Below are 15,183 nucleotides of genomic sequence, written 5' to 3'. Positions count from 1 at the left end.
CGCTATGGTGCGGTGAGTGCGGCTAGACCCGGTCCCGCGGGTGCGTCCCAGCGTCGGCAGGGACGGTCGCGGGTCGCGATCAGTTGGCGCCGACCTCGAAGCGGGCGAAACGGGTCACGGTGACCCCGGCCTCGTCCAGCAGGGCCTTGACCGTCTTCTTCGAATCGGTGACCGACGACTGCTCGAGCAGCACGACGTCCTTGAAGAAGCCGTTGACGCGGCCCTCGGTGATCTTCGGCAGCGCGGCTTCGGGCTTGCCCTCTTCGCGCGCGGTCTGCTCGGCGATGCGGCGCTCGTTCTCCACGACGTCGGCCGGAACCTCGTCGCGGGTCACGTACTTCGCCTTGAGCGCGGCAACCTGCATGGCGGCGGCACGCGCGGCGTCGGCCGCCGCTTCGCCGTCACCGGTGTACTCGATCAGCACGCCGACAGCGGGCGGCAGATCAGAAGCCCGCTTGTGCAGGTAAGCGGCGACCGGGCCGTCGAGCGAGATCACCCGGCGCAGCTCGAGCTTCTCGCCGATCTTGGCGGCGAGCGCCTGCACGGCCTCGTCGGCGGTCTGGCCGCCGAGGTCGACTGCCTTCAGCGCGTCCAGGTCGGCCGGCTTCGAGGCCGCGGCCGCGGTCACGATCTTGTCGGCCAGCTCCTGGAACTCCGCGTTCTTGGCGACGAAGTCGGTCTCGGAGTTGATTTCGACCATGACGCCGCCCTTGGCGGTGACCAGGCCCTCGGCGGTGGTCCGCTCGGCACGCTTGCCGACGTCCTTCGCGCCCTTGATGCGCAGCAGCTCGACGGCCTTGTCGAAATCACCCTCGGTCTCGACCAGCGCGTTCTTACAATCCATCATTCCGGAGCCGGTGAGCTCCCGGAGCCGCTTCACGTCGGCAGCGGTGTAGTTCGCCATCGGCGGCGAGCCTCCTTCGGAGAAAGTTCTGGAAATACTGGGCAGCGGTGATCACGATCGCACGCGATCATGATCACCGCTGGAACAGCGGGTTACGAGACTCAGGCCTCGGCCGGGGTCTCCACCGGAGCTTCGGCGGCAGCCTCGGCCGGTGCGGCCTCAGCAGCGGCCTCGGCGGCAGGCGCCTCAGCAGCAGGCGCGTCGGCGGCGGGTGCGGCGGAAGCGAGCAGCTCCTGCTCCCACTCGGCCAACGGCTCGCCCGCGCCGGCTTCCGGCTTGTCGTCGCCGGAGGACAGGCCGGCCCGCGCCTGCACGCCCTCGGCCACCGCGGAGGCGACGACCTTGGTGAGCAGTGCGGCGGAACGGATCGCGTCGTCGTTACCCGGGATCGGGTAGTCGACCAGGTCGGGGTCGCAGTTGGTATCCAGGATCGCGATGACCGGGATGTTCAGCTTGCGCGCCTCGCCGACGGCGATGTGCTCCTTGTTGGTGTCGACGACCCAGATGGCCGAGGGCACCTTGGCCATGTCGCGGATACCACCGAGGGTGCGCTCCAGCTTGTTCATCTCACGCGTGAGCATGAGGATTTCCTTCTTGGTGCGACCTTCGAAACCACCGGTCTGCTCCATGGCCTCGAGCTCCTTGAGGCGCTGGAGGCGCTTGTGCACGGTGGAGAAGTTGGTGAGCATGCCACCCAGCCAGCGCTGGTTGACATAGGGCATCCCGACGCGAGTGGCCTCGGCCGCGATCGACTCCTGGGCCTGCTTCTTGGTGCCGACGAAGAGAACGGTGCCACCGTGGGCGACGGTCTCCTTGACGAACTCGTAGGCCTTGTCGATGTAGGTCAGCGTCTGCTGCAGGTCGATGATGTAGATGCCGTTGCGGTCGGTGAAGATGAACCGCTTCATCTTCGGGTTCCAGCGCCGTGTCTGGTGTCCGAAGTGCGCGCCGCTGTCAAGCAGCTGCTTCATTGTTACGACAGCCATAGCTCCCGTATCTCTCTTTCGTTGCCGGTTGACGCAGCGAATCGGTGATTCGCCGCCCTGGCGCCTCCGAACCGTCGGACCCGAACCGCGAGGGTGGGACCAGCCGACGATTCCCTGCTCCGCACAGGCACCGCTACGAACCGAATTTTGCTGAGTCGATTCGAACAGCGCCGCTGCGAACAAGCACGGGTGGCGCGCGAAGTCGGTCCATGCAGGCACAGACCGCTCAACCAGTCTACGTCTTAGGAGTCCAGCCGCTAAATCGGCCTGTCAGGGGATGTGCGCACAACGCGGGACGCTGCTCTCAGCGCGCGGTGCGCGTCCACCTCCCAGCGAGGCCGCCAGCAACGCTAAAATTTTGTAGCGCGATACAACCTTGCACTGAGAGACACAGGGGGCTACTGTCAGTGACAACGAACACCCTGGATGCTGCGCAATCTTCAGGGGCGGGAGCCTCTTGGCGCACGGTAGATAAAGCCGTGCCCCGGGCGGCATGCATTTGCAGAGGCGGACCCGGGGCGTACGTCAGCCAGCGTACCCCATCACACCGCCGAAGAGAAGATCGCGCTCACGGAGGTGTCTTGTGCCTATCGACCTGCCCCACTGGTTCGTCCAACGGTTCGCCGCGCCCCGACTGGCTCCTTACGTCCACGCCGCGCAACGCGACGGCGTGTCGGCGCGGAGCCTCTACATCTGGAATCTTCAGACAGCTGGCGCTTTCTACATACCCCTGCATTGCCTGGAGATATGCCTGCGCAACGCTATGCACGAACAGCTGACGATCAAATTCGGTCAGCCGTGCTGGTGGTTGGTCGCGGAGCTCGACGAGCACGATCGGGCCAAGATCGACAAAACGCGAATCGACCTGGGGCGCAAAGGCATCCGGAAGCCGACTGCCGACGACATCGTGGCCGAGCTGTCCTTCGGATTCTGGCTGTCACTACTGAGCCGCCGCTACGACCGCCGACTGTGGGTTCCCGCTCTGCACAAGGCGTTTCCGAATTACCCCAACGATCGGGCACGGCTGCACGACAACGTACAAGCCATGGTTCTGTTCCGGAACCGGATCATGCACCATGAGCCCATTCATCATCGCCATCTGGCTGCGGATCATGCCAAGATTTATCTGCTCCTGAGCTACATCGAGCCCGAACTTCCGACATTTCTGCGCACAATCGATCGCGTTCCGCAGGCACTCGCACTACGCCCGAAACGAGCGGCCCATGCATGAAGAACGGATGGGCAGGGAATCGACTGCCCGGCTCGTGCCGGAGGCGACCTTTCCGCCGGAGCTCAAGGCCACGCTGAGGAAAGCCGTCAGCCATCTCAGGGACGTGGCGGACATGTCTCAGCTTCGGAACCTCATTTTGAGCATGGTCTATCTGCACTCCACGCAAGGCTTGCCGCTGGGATCACCCACCGACGAACCAGCCGACATCGCACGCCGCCTGACCGACGCGGCGCATCAAATGGACCTACGGCTCCCGGATATCCAGCAGCTCGAACCGACATCGCTGTTCGAGTTGGCACGAGTGGTCGGCGAGCTGATCACGACAGCTGGGGCCCCGGAAGTATTTCTGCTGGTGTCGGAAGAGATGTCCGGCGGAAAACGCGGCGAGTTCTTCACTCCGCGGCCCGTGATTTCCCTATTGGTCGACACGCTCGACATCGCGCCGGGCTCGACGGTCTACGATCCGACCGATCGTAACGGCGAATTGCTGTCCATTGCCGCACGGGCCGTACGGGCCGCCGCCGGCGAAGCCAACACCGTATTCCGATCCACCGCCTTGAATTCCGAATTCAAGGCGATCGCCAGCATGAATTTCGAGCTGAATTCTGTCCGAGCCGAAGTGGACACGGCGACGTCAAATTTCTTATCCGGTGCTCCGGAGGCGAAACCTTCGTATATCTTGGCTAACCCGCCGTTCAATGTGGCCCATCGGAGTGCACACACCGAGGGGCGCTGGCGATATGGTGATCCACCGAAGAACAACGACAACTATGCCTACCTGCAGGACATCGTAGAACGGCTAGCCCCTGGCGGGCGGGCCAGTGTTGTCATGACAAATGGCGCACTGTTCAGCGGGCGTGAGCAGCACATCAGGGCAGAGATGATCGACGATGGTTGCGTAGAGGGCTTGATATCTCTGCCCGCACAGCTGTTTCGCGATACCGGTATCGCGGTGACGATCTGGTTACTCAGACCGCCGGGGTCTTTCGTCGACAGAATTTTGTTCATCGACGCTTCCGATGCAGGACGAATGATCGACCGAACCCAGCGAGCTCTCGACACCACCGAGCTGGAGGAACTCGCAAACATCGTGGCCGAATGGCGTTCGGGTAAATCGATCGACCACTACCCTATTGCCAGGTCTGTACCCCTGCCTACAGTACGTGCCGCTGATTACAATCTGAATCCGGCCAGTTATGTGACGACAGAACGACCGGCTGCGGACAGCCACATGACCAAGCAGATGATCCGAGATTCGGTGCGACGCATAGATTCTTTTCATCGAGACGCCAAGAACTCGGACACCGCCGTTGCGGACCTGTTCGCCAGGTTGGGCGGAATAGATATCTCGCCGCCTGATCAATGGCTGAAAACGACACTCGGCGCAATATGTGAAATCACTCCTGGCGCAACTACCTCGGACGATCCGAATGGCACCGTACCGGTAGTCAAGCCGAAGAACCTTGCGACCGGATACATCATCGGGCCGACTGACAGAGTCGACACCGCAGAGGCCGAACGCCGATCGAGCTACCGCATACGCAGTGGCGACATCTTGTGCACCCGTACCGGAACCGTGGGGCGTGTCGCGCTGGCCACACCCGAGCAGTCCGACTGGATATTCGGTACCGGACTCATCCGCATACGCCCGTCGGCAGAGGTCAACCCGATGTATCTGACTCGCTATCTCAGCCAATCGGACATTCAGAATTGGTTCGCGCGAAATGCACGGGGTACCACAATTCAGAGCATCAATTCGAGGACTTTACACACCTTGCCTATTCAACTTCCTCCGCTCACCGATCAGATCACGATAGGTAAAGTCCTCCACCTGCTCGATGAGCAGATTCTGGCACATCAACGGATCCAGGATGCGACACGCGAGCTAAGTGCCGTGCTCTTTCCAGCGTTACTCTCGGGGGACGTCCCCGACGTGCGCACCAACCAATTCGAGTAGCCGCTTGCATCAACTCTGAAAAGCGAGATATCCACAGTCGAGAAAGTTGTCCACAATCGGGGTGGAGGGGGTACCGCGATCGGGCGGGGCGGATGAGGCTTTGTGGCATGCCTTCCACTCCGATTTCCTCGATGACCACGCTGGTCATACCGCTCTTCTTTGTGCTCGCCGTGTTGACGGCGCCGCCTGTCGCGGCTGAACCGAGGGAAGTAGTCGGCCCGAATACGGCGGCCTTGATCGGCGGGCCGCCGCGGAACGAACCCGTGCTCGGGGCGTGCACGGGTTCGTTCTGCGGGCTGGTGCGTCCGGCGCCGCTTCGGGTGACGGACGGTGTGCGAGCCTCGGCGCCGCCGCACGTTCCGCGAGTGTGCGCGCCCTTCGGTTCCTCGGGTTTGGTCGAGTCATCGAATGCCGCGGACTGCCACCTCGAACCGTTCGCGATATCGCCGCTCGATCCCGAGTTCTGCGAATACGTCGGTCCCGCACCGTTTTTCATGTCACCGAGCGATTCCGAGTGCTGCGGGCTCGTGTCGCCTGCCCCGTTGGCGTTGCCGAACAAGTGATCTCGCGTGATGCCGAGCAATCGTGCACGCCGCACGGCAGCACTTATCGGACTCGTGCTGGTCCTGCTGACCGGTGCGGAGCCGGTCGCCACGGCCGTGCCCGCGGGGGCGTTCGGCTGGCCGCTACAGCCTCGGCCGATCGTGCTGCGGCGGTTCGACAAGCCTGCGCAGGACTGGCTGCCGGGGCATCGTGGGGTCGATCTGGCCGGTGTCCCGGGGCAGGCGGTGCTGGCGGCAGGCGACGGGATCGTGGTGTTCGCCGGGACGGTGGCCGATAAGCCGGTGGTTTCGATCGATCATCCGGGTGGTCTGCGGACCACGTATGAGCCGGTGCGTGCCGAAGTTTCGGTTGGGCGCCGGGTCGAGCGGGGTGCTCGGATCGGCACGTTGGAAGCCGGGCACGAAGGGTGCGGGACGTGTCTGCACTGGGGACTGCGCAGCGAAGGTGGTGGACGACGGCGACGTGAGTATTTGGACCCACTCGGCCTGCTACACCTGGCTCCCCTACGTCTGAAGCCGGTTGCGCCGCCCTGAGTTCCCTGGCCAACGCCCCGCGCCGTCCACAAACGCACCGGGACGAGGGTGGCCCGCGCGAGGCGCGCGGCGTGTCCGAACAGACGCTGCCGAATGCTTCCCAACGGTGCCGGCAGAGGGTCAAGATCAGAGCATGGAGCATGGGCCCAGTGATCCGCCGTTCACTTATTCGGAAGTCGGCGCCACCAGTAGTGAGTTACCGGAGGGGTATCACCGGTTTCGGCTGCGGCGGCGGATCGGGCACGGGCGCGCGTTGTTCGAGCACGCCGGTGCGGCGATTCTGGACTATCGGATGCAGAAGGGCACGGGCATCTTTCATGACGCGTCGACGGTAAAGGCCGAGCCGGGTACGCGGCTGACGGTGCGGCTCGGCATCGGGCCGTTGGCGATCATCGCGCCGTGCCAGGTGGTGTACGTGCTCGCCGCGCCGGATGAGCGCGGGTTCGCCTACGGCACGCTGCCGGGGCATCCGGAGATCGGTGAGGAGCTGTTCGCGGTGGAATACGACCCGTCCGATGAGTCGGTGTACGGCGTCGTGACCGCGTTCTCACGGCCAGGGACCTGGTACACCCGGCTCGGCGGTCCGGTGGTTCGGCTCATCCAGCGCTTCATCGCCGGGCGGTACATCAAAGCCCTGCCCACCTCGGTGTGATTCGGAAGGTGTCCCACATGGTGGCGGCACAACGCGAGGGCGTCCCGCTGTGGCGTGCCCACTCGATCTCGGGTCGAGCGATAAGTCACGGCACGCAGCAGTGGGCGAAGAGCTAGAGCAGGTCGGCCAGTGCTTTGGCCTGAGTGCGCAGGTCTTCGGCGTGCTCCGAGCGGCCGAGACCGTCGTATTCGTCGGCGACGGTGTGGCGTTCGGCAATTTCGGCGCGCACGATCTGTTCGATGTCGCCTTCGGTCAGCTCGCGGCGTGCGACCTCGGCGACGCCGAGGCCGACCGCGCTGCCCTCCAGCGCGCCCGCCTGATGATCGCCGACGTCCACGGCCTCCGCGTTGTCGATGGCGCCCAGGGTGGACCGCAGGGCGGTGATGGCCTGACGGTCACGCGCTTTCATCGCGACGGACAGCGCGGCACGCAGGCGCCCACGCAGCGGCGGCCGGTCGGTCGACGGTTCGGTTGACATGATCACCACCGTAAAGAGAGTCGTTTGCCGAGTCGAACGGATTTAGGCGGGCCGGCTAGCCGACCGTCCCGCGCGGCGTGACGATGGTGAAATCCGGGTCCGGCGCGTCGAATACGCCGACGAGCTCAGCCAGCTTGGTGACGTCACCCTCGATCAGGATGTCCCCCGCGGCGGCCGCGACCCCGAAATCGTCGCCGACCAACAGCACCCGGATCAGCGTCGACTTGCTCAGCGTGAAAACCGCGTCGGGCTCCGGCAGCGACACCCCGTCCGGCCGGTCGTAATGGGTCAATCGCCCGTTGCGAAGCTCGAGCCGGTGCACCCGATCCGCATCGCTGATCTGCCAATCCACGACGACCCGCTGGTTCCACGCCTTCGGGCCGTCCACCCGCAGCGCCATGGCGTCGAAGATCTGATCCACGGTCAGCGCGGCGAGCATGGTCGGCGCGTTGGCCTTCGTCGGCGTGCCGAACGAGCCGTAGCGCAGTTCGTAGGCGCCGCTGAGATAGAAGTTGCGCCAGGTCGCGTTCTCCGCGCCGTAGCCGAGCTGCTCGAACGTGCTGGCCTGCAACGCTTTCGCGGCGTCGTTGGCGGGATCGGCGTAGATCACGTAGTTGACCACCTGGGCGACCCACCGATAGTCGCCCGCGTCGTAGGAGGCCCGCGCCTTGCGCAGCACCTCCTCGGCGCCGCCCATGAACTCCACGTGCCGGATGGCGGATTCGACCGGTGGATGCTCCCACAGATGCGCGGGGTTGCCGTCGAACCAGCCCATGTACCGCTGGTAAATGGCCTTGACATTGTGGCTGACCGACCCGTAGTACCCGTGCGTGTGCCAGCTGTCCTCGACCGCCGAGGGCAGCGTGATCATTTCGGCGATCTCGGTGCCGACGTAGCCCTGGTTCAGCAGACGCAAGGTCTGGTCGTTCAGGTATCCGTATAGATCGCGTTGCAGCGCAAGGAATTCCACCAGCCGATCGGTACCCCAGGTGGGCCAGTGGTGGGAGGCGAACACCACGTCGGAGCGGCGCGCGTACAGGTTGATCGCCTCGGTCAGGTACTTCGCCCAGACGTGCGGGTCACGCACCAGCGCCCCGCGCAGGGTGAGCAGGTTGTGCAGTGTGTGCGTGGCGTTTTCGGCCATGCATAGGGCCCTGCGGTCCGGGAAGTAGAAGTTCATCTCGGCGGGGGCTTCGGTGCCGGGGGTGATCTGGAAGACCATCCTGATGCCGTCGACCGTCTCCTCCTGCCCGGTCGCGGTGATGTCGACGGTCGGCGGGATCAGGGTCACCGTGCCGACCGAGGTGGTCTGCCCGAGCCCCGCGCCCACCGCACCGAGCGGTCCGCGCGGCAGCACCGCGCCATACATGTAGCCCGCTCGGCGGGCCATCGCGGTGCCCGCGTAAACGTTCTCGGCCACAGCATGTTCCAGGAAGCCGGCCGGAGCGAGCACCGGACAACGCCCGGCCGCAACGTCTTCGGTGGTGGTCACCCCCATCGCACCGCCGAAATGATCAACATGCGAATGGGTGTAGATGAGACCGGTCACCGGACGGTCGCCGCGATGCGCTCGATAGAGGGCGAGCCCGGCGGCGGCGGTCTCCGCGGAAATCAGCGGATCGATCACCAGCACACCGGTTTTGCCCTCGACCAGCGTCATGTTGGACAGGTCGAGCCCGCGAATCTGATAGATCCCCTCGGTGACCTCGAACAGCCCCTGTTTGATGACCAGCCCGGCTTGCCGCCACAGGCTGGGATTCACCGAGGCGGGACAGGATTCGCCAAGGAAGTCGTAGGAGTCGTTGTCCCACACCACGGTTCCGTCGGCCGCGGTCACCACGCCGGGCGCCAGCGCGGCGATGAACCCGCGCTCGGCGTCCGCGAGATCGGCGGTGTCGGCGAACGGCATCGCGGCGGCGACGCGCTGCTGCTCCGCGACGATGAAGTCGCTCGGTTCGGTCGCTGTGCTCATGCCCGCACCGCACTGACGCTCGGCTCCGGCATGCGCGACGCGCACCGGCACACGATTCGCTCGCTTCGTTCGCTCATGTCATCCTCCTGGGAGTCGGTGCACAGTTGCTGTGCCGGTGGATATCTAGGGCAACGGGTCGGTGAACTCGATAACGAACGCGAGGACTGCAACCGCTACCACTGTTGCGCTGGCCGTGGCGACGACCCAACCGCCGCGACTGTGCCTGCCCTCGCGCAAGCTGCGGTTGCGCAGATAACTCAGGCCCGCCAGCGCGGCCATGGCGACCGCCGCGCCGATCGGCGCGATCAACGCGGGACGCCACCCGTTGATCACGGCATGGTTCAGGAACAGCGCGCCGGTGATCATCGAGGCCACCGCCGTCCGCCGCCAGGCCAGGGCGGTGCGTTCCGCGGCAAGTCCGGCGCGGCTCATCGCAGCAACACCGCGATACCCGCGAGCACCGAAACGACGGCGATGCCCGCGGACAGGATCGGCACCAGCACGGTGTCGGGCAGCGGACGCCCGAGCCGCATCGCGACACCCACCCGCCGCCAATGCGCGTAGGCGCCAACGGCAATGACCACCGCGAGCACCAGGCAGCTCAAAGAGATCGCATGCCGCGCGCCGCCCATCCGGAACGGCTGCACCAACGTGTGCACCGCGACACCACCGGCGAGCAGGCCGAGCGCGGTGCGCATCCACGCCAAGAACGTGCGCTCGTTGGCCAGCGTGAACCGGTAGTCGACCTCTTCTTCCCCGTCCTCCGACTCGGCGTCGGGGCTGGGCAGTGTCATGCCGCCCCGGTCCCGGCCGTGGACCTGTCGCGCACCCACAGCCAGGTCAGCGCGAGCATCACGACCAGCGCGGGCTTGCCGAAAACGAGGGCGAAGGAGCCGAGGAGAACGACTTTGTCGGCCAGGTAGAGCGGCACCATCACCGCCACGTGCACCGCCCAGAAGACGAACCAGGCGAGGGTGACTCGGCGATGCAGCCGCACGCGGGCCGCGCGGTCTTTGGGCTCGGCCGGTTCGAGCCGGATCTTGCGGGTCACGGTATAGCTCAGCGGCTGGCCGGTGAGCAACGTCGCGCCGAACAGCACGGTCATCACGACACTCAACGCTACTTCCGGCAGATAGAAACCGCGCCCCTCGCCGGTGATCTCGACGAATAGCGAGAACACCAGGATCACCAGCACCGCGACCGCCACCACCCGCACCGAGTCGCCGCGCATCAGACGCACCGCACCCAACACCACGGCGATCAGGATCGCGACGAAAACACCGACCTCTGCACCGGCCACGGAATAGCCGATCAGGAACCCGATGGCCGGGGCCGCCCCGTCGAGGAGGTGCTGCGGGCCGTGCATCGCCCGGAACTTGCCCCACATCTCCGCCACCACGCCGCGTGATTCCGCTGGGCCATCACCGGGGTCCAGCGCCTGGCGACGGTCGTCGGAATTCACGGGCACCTCTCCCACACAGGTCGGCATCGTGTTGCGAGCAAACAATCCGCTACGTCACCCTAACCGGCCGTCCCTGGTGCGTCCACGAACCGCGCAGGCCGTGATCATGCGGTTACTCGATGAGCGGTTCCCCCTGGTTGCCGCCGTAACTACACGATGGCGGCGTCCTCGAAGGTCATCGCCAGATGGGAAATGGTCGAGGTCATGACGGCGCGTCGAGGCAGGCGCAGCGACCTCAGTTCGTCGGCGATCGGGTGGTCGCCGAGGGCGAGCGTGGCCCCGCCTGGGCGAGCGCGCATGCCGGACGGTTCCATCCGCCACGGTGTGCAACGGGTGACGCCATCGATGTGTGAGTAGGCATCGAACGAGGACGCGGTGTTTCGCCGTTGCGGGGTAGGAATGCCCTGGCGAACAGTCAGATCGACGACGAGTTCGTTGTCCTGACGCAACACACCGTGGCGCACGCCCGCGTCGTGGCGAACGCTGAAATCGGCGAGCTCCTTGGGGAATCCCCAGATTCCGCGACCGGCCGCGAGGGTGAAGTCGCCGTCGACCGGCAGTCGATGGATGAGGACGCCGGCTTGGTTCGTCGCCAATGCACGGACGTCGCCGAACCGGGCGGCGGGATCGGCGGTGTGGTGCCGGACCATGAAGGAAACGCCGAACTCGTTGTACGGGCCGAGGTCACCGTCGACATAGTCGACGAACACCAGCGAACACATCGCGCGACCGCCCGGCAGGCGTAGCACCCGTAGTCCGGAATAGTCGATCAGCCGCTGGGCGGCGTCGGCGGGGACCAGGTAGCTCGCCATGAACGCGCGCGCGAGCCGAATACGAACCGGCATGCGAACTTCCTGACCCAAAACGGTGTGGGTGCTCATGCGAACGCCTTCCTGTGCACCCACGCCGGGAACCGTGGAGGTACACCGCATCTCCAGACCGGCCGGCCCGGAAAACTAGAACACGTTTCAGGTTAGCAACCCACCCGGCATCGGATACGGCGAATGCGCCCTACCCCTCGGGTCGCTCCCCGGATCCCCCGGGCAACCGATGCTCCAAACCATCCAGCAAGCACAGCAATCCGAAATCGAACGCCATCGCTCGCGCGGCACCGGGATCGATCGGCGTTTCCTTCCGATAATCCGCCATCATCTCGGGATAGTCGCCGGTCACCTGCTCCATCATCTGCACAATGACATCGCGGTTGATATCGACGGTGCCGTACGTTTTGGCCCACGCGATCTCCGGCGTCACCACCCCGAGCACATAGGACATCACCGTGCCGCTGGCGAGATAGGTGTCGACGCCACGGAAGCCCGCGCGGATGTACGCGCGACGCAGCCGATCGGTGAGCCGCAACGCATTCGGCCCCATGCTGGGCAGTTGACCGATCAGCGAGGCCGCCCAGGTGTGCGCGCGCAGCGTGTCCCGGAAGTTATAGGCGAACGCCGTCAGTACTGCCCGCCATGACGTCTCGTCCGACTCCGGGACCTCCACCATGCCCCAGAACTCATCGAGGACACATTCCAGCAATTCGTCCTTGTTCGCGACGTACCAGTAGAGGCTGGTGGCGCCCGCGTCGAGTTTGGCGCCGATCTTGCGCATGCTCAACGACTCGAGACCCTCGGCATCGAGGATCTCGACGGCGGCGCCGATGATGTGGTCCAGGCGTAAGCCTGACGCCTTCGGCTGTCGCGGTTCGCGGAGCCATACCGAATCGAACTGCTTGGTCACCGGCCAATCCTATATTCATTCGCACACTGTTCGTGTTTATCGTACGGTGTGCGAGTGGAATCGAACGTTGTACGAGACCCCCGCCGCTGGTGGATACTCGGGGTCCTTTGCCTGTCCTTGCTGGTGCTGATGCTCGACGGCACCGTGCTCAACCTCGCTATCCCGTCGCTGATTCGCGAGCTGGGGGCCACGCCGTCGGACGTGCAATGGATCCTGGACGCCTACGTGCTGGTCTTCGCCGGACTGCTACTCACCTCGGGCAGCCTGTCCGACAGGTTCGGCAGGCGCCGGATGCTGATCTACGGCCTGGCCGTGTTCGGCGTGGCGTCGCTGGTCGCGGTGCTGGCCACCGAGCCGTGGCAGGTCGTCGCCGCGCGAGTGTTGATGGGTGTCGGCGGTTCACTGCTGATGCCGTCGACCCTGTCCATCCTGATGACCACCTTCGCCGAGGACGAGCGGCGCAAGGCGATGGCCGCGTGGTCGACCGTCTCGATGGTCGGCATCGTCGCCGGGCCTACGTTGGGTGGTGTGCTGCTGCAGCACTATTGGTGGGGCTCGGTGTTCCTGCTCAATATCCCGGTCGCGGCCCTTGCCATCGTCGCGGCGCTGGTGCTGATGCCCGAGACCAAGGGTGAGCAGCGATCGGTCGACCTGATCGGTGTGCTGCTGTCCATCGTCGCGCTCGTCTCGACGGTCTACGTGATCATCGAACGCGAATGGAACCTCGGCATGATCGCGCTGGCGGTGCTGAGCGCGATCGGATTCGTGGTGTGGGAGAGTCGGTCCGAGCATCCGATGCTGCCGCTGGCGGTGTTCCGCAATCGGGACTTCACCGGCACCGCGCTCACGCTGTTGCTGATGGTGTTCGGCATGGGTGCGGTGATGCTGATGCTCACCCAGTACCTGCAGTTCGTGCTCGGCTACGGGCCGATGAAGGCCGGACTCGCGCTGCTGCCCTACGCCGTGGCCGCCGCCGTGTGCAATGGTCTCGGCGCGACGTTGGGCAAGAAGCTCAGCAACAAGACGCTCATCGTGGCAGGGCTGCTGGTCATGGGTGGGGCCTTCGCGATCCTCGCCGTCAGCACGGGATATGTGTCGATCCTGGTCAGCATGCTGGTCATGGGCATCGGCGGCGGCTTGGCCGGCCCGGCCGCTTACGCCGCGATCATGAGCGCCATTCCGCTGGAACACGCGGGCGTCGGCTCGGCCATGAACGACACATTGCAGCAGGTCGGTATGGCGATCAGCATCGCCATCCTCGGCAGCGTGCTCGCCGGGGTGTTCACCGAGAACATGCCGGCCGATGTCCCCGAGGCGGCCCGCGAATCCATCGGTGCCGCATTCCAACTCGGCTTTGCCGAGCCCGCCAAGGCCGCCTTCACCACCGCCATGGCGACGGGTTCCTGGATCAGCGCAGGCTTCTGCGTCGCCGCCGCACTCCTCGGCGTCGCTCTGCTCCGCGCCCGGCGCGCACCGGCCGAGCCACAGAAGTCCGCGGTCGAGGTCGGGTAAATCGCCGCCGCCCCACCACGCGGTACGTGGGGCGGCGGTGCGGCACGTACTCCACCGCACGGCAACCGGATTGACGCGCCAGTCACCTGCGGCTAGTCCGCGGCAGCGTCCAGTCGCTTTGATAGCGCGACAGCGACGAAACGAAACCTGACCTGCCGACTGGTCACATCCGAAGGCCCGGGCTCAGCTCGGTCGCAAGCGGCGGAGAGCGAGCCCGCCAAGCGAAACCGATGTGCGGCAGCCGGTTCGCCGTGTCAGGCGCGGGGGTGGGCCTGGTCGTGCACCTTTTTGAGGCGTTCGATGGAGACGTGGGTGTAGAGCTGAGTGGTGGCCATGCTGGCGTGGCCCAGGAGTTCTTGGACGACACGGAGGTCGGCGCCGCCCTCGAGGAGGTGGGTGGCTGCGGTGTGCCGTAGGCCGTGCGGGCCCATATCGGGGGCGCCGGGAATGGATGAGACTACTTCGTGCACAACGGTTCTGGCTTGACGCTGGTCGAGGCGTTTGCCGCGGCGGCCGAGAAGGAGAGCGCGGCCGGACTCCGCCGTGGCGAAGGCGGCCCGGCCGTGCTGGAGCCAGTTGCCGATCGCGTCGTCGGCGGGGATGCCGAAGGGGGCCGAGCGTTCCTTGTTGCCCTTGCCGAGCACCCGCACCACTCGGCGCTCCCGGTCGACGTCGTCGATGTCGAGGCCACATAACTCGCTGACCCGAATTCCGGTGGAGTACAACAACTCCACGATCAGCCGGTCCCGCAATGCCATCGGATCATGCTGTGCGGCACCGGATTCCGCGGCGTCCATGGCGCCGATCGCCTGCTGGCGGCCGAGCACGGCGGGGAGCACCCGGTGCGCCTTGGGGGAACCGAGCCGCAGTCCGGGATCGACGGTCAACCGTCCGGTCTGGGTGAGCCACGCGGTGAAGGTGCGGGCCGAGGAAGCCCGCCGCGCCATCGTGGTCCGCGCCACCCCCGCCTGGGCCTGCTGGGCCAGCCAGGAACGCATCAGCATCAGATCCAGTTCGCGCACCGCGGAATCCGCCGACTTGGCATACAGGTGCGCCAGCAGCGAACGCGCGTCGCCGAGGTAGGCGCGCACCGTGTGCGCCGACCGGTTCCGGCCGAGCCGCAGGTGCCTGCTGTACTCGGTCAGCAGCGCTGCCAAGTCCTCGGGCAGTTCTTCCATCTCACCACCGTCCTGACTGT

At 65.5% G+C, this 15,183-nt stretch carries 16 protein-coding genes; 6 read left to right on the top strand and 10 right to left on the bottom strand.

Going from position 1 to position 15,183, the window contains the following annotated elements; all coding sequences use genetic code 11:
- Positions 1–79 precede the first annotated feature (79 nt).
- Positions 80–904 (bottom strand): translation elongation factor Ts, encoded by an 825-nt coding sequence (gene tsf / locus ACIA8C_RS28555; RefSeq protein WP_397139926.1) that lies wholly within the window; start codon positions 902–904, stop codon positions 80–82.
- A 101-nt stretch (positions 905–1,005) separates the two neighbouring features.
- Positions 1,006–1,890: a 30S ribosomal protein S2 gene (gene rpsB, locus ACIA8C_RS28550; protein ID WP_397139924.1), complete on the bottom strand. Its 885-nt coding sequence runs from the start codon at positions 1,888–1,890 to the stop codon at positions 1,006–1,008.
- A gap of 583 nt (positions 1,891–2,473) precedes the next feature.
- On the opposite strand from rpsB, the gene ACIA8C_RS28545 reads away from it, so the two are divergent.
- From ACIA8C_RS28545 to ACIA8C_RS28525, 5 genes are all read left to right on the top strand, one after another.
- Positions 2,474–3,121, top strand: a complete 648-nt coding sequence (locus tag ACIA8C_RS28545; RefSeq protein ID WP_397139922.1) for a hypothetical protein — start codon at positions 2,474–2,476, stop codon at positions 3,119–3,121.
- Positions 3,114–5,078, top strand: a complete 1,965-nt coding sequence (locus tag ACIA8C_RS28540) for an N-6 DNA methylase (RefSeq protein ID WP_397139920.1) — start codon at positions 3,114–3,116, stop codon at positions 5,076–5,078. The genes ACIA8C_RS28545 and ACIA8C_RS28540 overlap by 8 nt, the downstream gene beginning before the upstream one ends.
- 107 nt (positions 5,079–5,185) lie before the next feature.
- The gene (locus ACIA8C_RS28535) at positions 5,186–5,641 is read left to right on the top strand and encodes a hypothetical protein (RefSeq protein WP_397139918.1); all 456 of its coding nucleotides are present in this window, start codon (positions 5,186–5,188) and stop codon (positions 5,639–5,641) included.
- Positions 5,642–5,650: 9 nt separating this feature from the next.
- Positions 5,651–6,175, top strand: coding sequence for a M23 family metallopeptidase (locus ACIA8C_RS28530; protein ID WP_397139916.1), 525 nt, complete (start codon positions 5,651–5,653; stop codon positions 6,173–6,175).
- Positions 6,176–6,308: 133 nt separating this feature from the next.
- Positions 6,309–6,827, top strand: coding sequence for a DUF1990 family protein (locus ACIA8C_RS28525; protein ID WP_397139914.1), 519 nt, complete (start codon positions 6,309–6,311; stop codon positions 6,825–6,827).
- A 112-nt stretch (positions 6,828–6,939) separates the two neighbouring features.
- Here ACIA8C_RS28525 and ACIA8C_RS28520 read toward each other — a convergent pair whose 3' ends face one another.
- The 7 genes from ACIA8C_RS28520 to ACIA8C_RS28490 form a co-directional block, all read right to left on the bottom strand.
- Positions 6,940–7,305 carry a hypothetical protein gene (locus tag ACIA8C_RS28520; RefSeq protein ID WP_397139912.1) on the bottom strand — a complete coding sequence of 122 codons (366 nt, stop codon included), beginning with the start codon at positions 7,303–7,305 and terminating at the stop codon, positions 6,940–6,942.
- A gap of 55 nt (positions 7,306–7,360) precedes the next feature.
- Positions 7,361–9,277, bottom strand: a complete 1,917-nt coding sequence (locus tag ACIA8C_RS28515; protein ID WP_397139910.1) for an alkyl/aryl-sulfatase — start codon at positions 9,275–9,277, stop codon at positions 7,361–7,363.
- Between the two features lie 123 nt (positions 9,278–9,400).
- The gene (locus ACIA8C_RS28510) at positions 9,401–9,709 is read right to left on the bottom strand and encodes a DUF202 domain-containing protein (RefSeq protein ID WP_397139908.1); all 309 of its coding nucleotides are present in this window, start codon (positions 9,707–9,709) and stop codon (positions 9,401–9,403) included.
- Positions 9,706–10,071: a YidH family protein gene (locus tag ACIA8C_RS28505; RefSeq protein WP_397139906.1), complete on the bottom strand. Its 366-nt coding sequence runs from the start codon at positions 10,069–10,071 to the stop codon at positions 9,706–9,708. The genes ACIA8C_RS28510 and ACIA8C_RS28505 overlap by 4 nt, the downstream gene beginning before the upstream one ends.
- Complete coding sequence (locus tag ACIA8C_RS28500) at positions 10,068–10,739, bottom strand: DUF3159 domain-containing protein (protein WP_397139904.1); 672 nt, start codon at positions 10,737–10,739, stop codon at positions 10,068–10,070. Before ACIA8C_RS28500 ends, ACIA8C_RS28505 begins: the two co-directional genes overlap by 4 nt.
- A 149-nt stretch (positions 10,740–10,888) precedes the next feature.
- On the bottom strand, positions 10,889–11,620 hold the full coding sequence (locus ACIA8C_RS28495) for an acetoacetate decarboxylase family protein (protein WP_397139902.1): 732 nt from the start codon (positions 11,618–11,620) through the stop codon (positions 10,889–10,891).
- 130 nt (positions 11,621–11,750) lie between these two features.
- Positions 11,751–12,473, bottom strand: a complete 723-nt coding sequence (locus tag ACIA8C_RS28490; protein ID WP_397139900.1) for a TetR/AcrR family transcriptional regulator — start codon at positions 12,471–12,473, stop codon at positions 11,751–11,753.
- A 54-nt stretch (positions 12,474–12,527) separates the two neighbouring features.
- On the opposite strand from ACIA8C_RS28490, the gene ACIA8C_RS28485 reads away from it, so the two are divergent.
- Positions 12,528–13,985 carry an MFS transporter gene (locus ACIA8C_RS28485; protein ID WP_397139898.1) on the top strand — a complete coding sequence of 486 codons (1,458 nt, stop codon included), beginning with the start codon at positions 12,528–12,530 and terminating at the stop codon, positions 13,983–13,985.
- A 254-nt stretch (positions 13,986–14,239) separates the two neighbouring features.
- Here the strand turns inward: ACIA8C_RS28485 and ACIA8C_RS28480 are convergent, their stop codons facing one another.
- Positions 14,240–15,163 (bottom strand): tyrosine recombinase XerC, encoded by a 924-nt coding sequence (locus ACIA8C_RS28480; protein ID WP_397139896.1) that lies wholly within the window; start codon positions 15,161–15,163, stop codon positions 14,240–14,242.
- Positions 15,164–15,183 lie beyond the last annotated feature (20 nt).

The sequence above is a fragment of the Nocardia sp. NPDC051321 genome, assembly GCF_044455225.1.
Lineage (GTDB): Bacteria > Actinomycetota > Actinomycetes > Mycobacteriales > Mycobacteriaceae > Nocardia.
The sequence above is the reverse complement of the archived record's forward strand: the minus strand, read 5'-3'. Positions and strand labels throughout refer to the sequence as shown.

Excerpts from the sequence above, each read along its gene's own strand:
- tsf (WP_397139926.1), bottom strand. The coding sequence starts at position 904 with ATGGCGAACTACACCGCTGCCGACGTGAAGCGGCTCCGGGAGCTCACC.
- rpsB (WP_397139924.1), bottom strand. The coding sequence starts at position 1,890 with ATGGCTGTCGTAACAATGAAGCAGCTGCTTGACAGCGGCGCGCACTTC.
- ACIA8C_RS28540 (WP_397139920.1), top strand. The coding sequence starts at position 3,114 with ATGCATGAAGAACGGATGGGCAGGGAATCGACTGCCCGGCTCGTGCCG.
- ACIA8C_RS28535 (WP_397139918.1), top strand. The coding sequence starts at position 5,186 with ATGCCTTCCACTCCGATTTCCTCGATGACCACGCTGGTCATACCGCTC.
- ACIA8C_RS28530 (WP_397139916.1), top strand. The coding sequence starts at position 5,651 with ATGCCGAGCAATCGTGCACGCCGCACGGCAGCACTTATCGGACTCGTG.
- ACIA8C_RS28525 (WP_397139914.1), top strand. The coding sequence starts at position 6,309 with ATGGAGCATGGGCCCAGTGATCCGCCGTTCACTTATTCGGAAGTCGGC.
- ACIA8C_RS28520 (WP_397139912.1), bottom strand. The coding sequence starts at position 7,305 with ATGTCAACCGAACCGTCGACCGACCGGCCGCCGCTGCGTGGGCGCCTG.
- ACIA8C_RS28515 (WP_397139910.1), bottom strand. The coding sequence starts at position 9,277 with ATGAGCACAGCGACCGAACCGAGCGACTTCATCGTCGCGGAGCAGCAG.
- ACIA8C_RS28510 (WP_397139908.1), bottom strand. The coding sequence starts at position 9,709 with ATGAGCCGCGCCGGACTTGCCGCGGAACGCACCGCCCTGGCCTGGCGG.
- ACIA8C_RS28505 (WP_397139906.1), bottom strand. The coding sequence starts at position 10,071 with ATGACACTGCCCAGCCCCGACGCCGAGTCGGAGGACGGGGAAGAAGAG.
- ACIA8C_RS28495 (WP_397139902.1), bottom strand. The coding sequence starts at position 11,620 with ATGAGCACCCACACCGTTTTGGGTCAGGAAGTTCGCATGCCGGTTCGT.
- ACIA8C_RS28480 (WP_397139896.1), bottom strand. The coding sequence starts at position 15,163 with ATGGAAGAACTGCCCGAGGACTTGGCAGCGCTGCTGACCGAGTACAGC.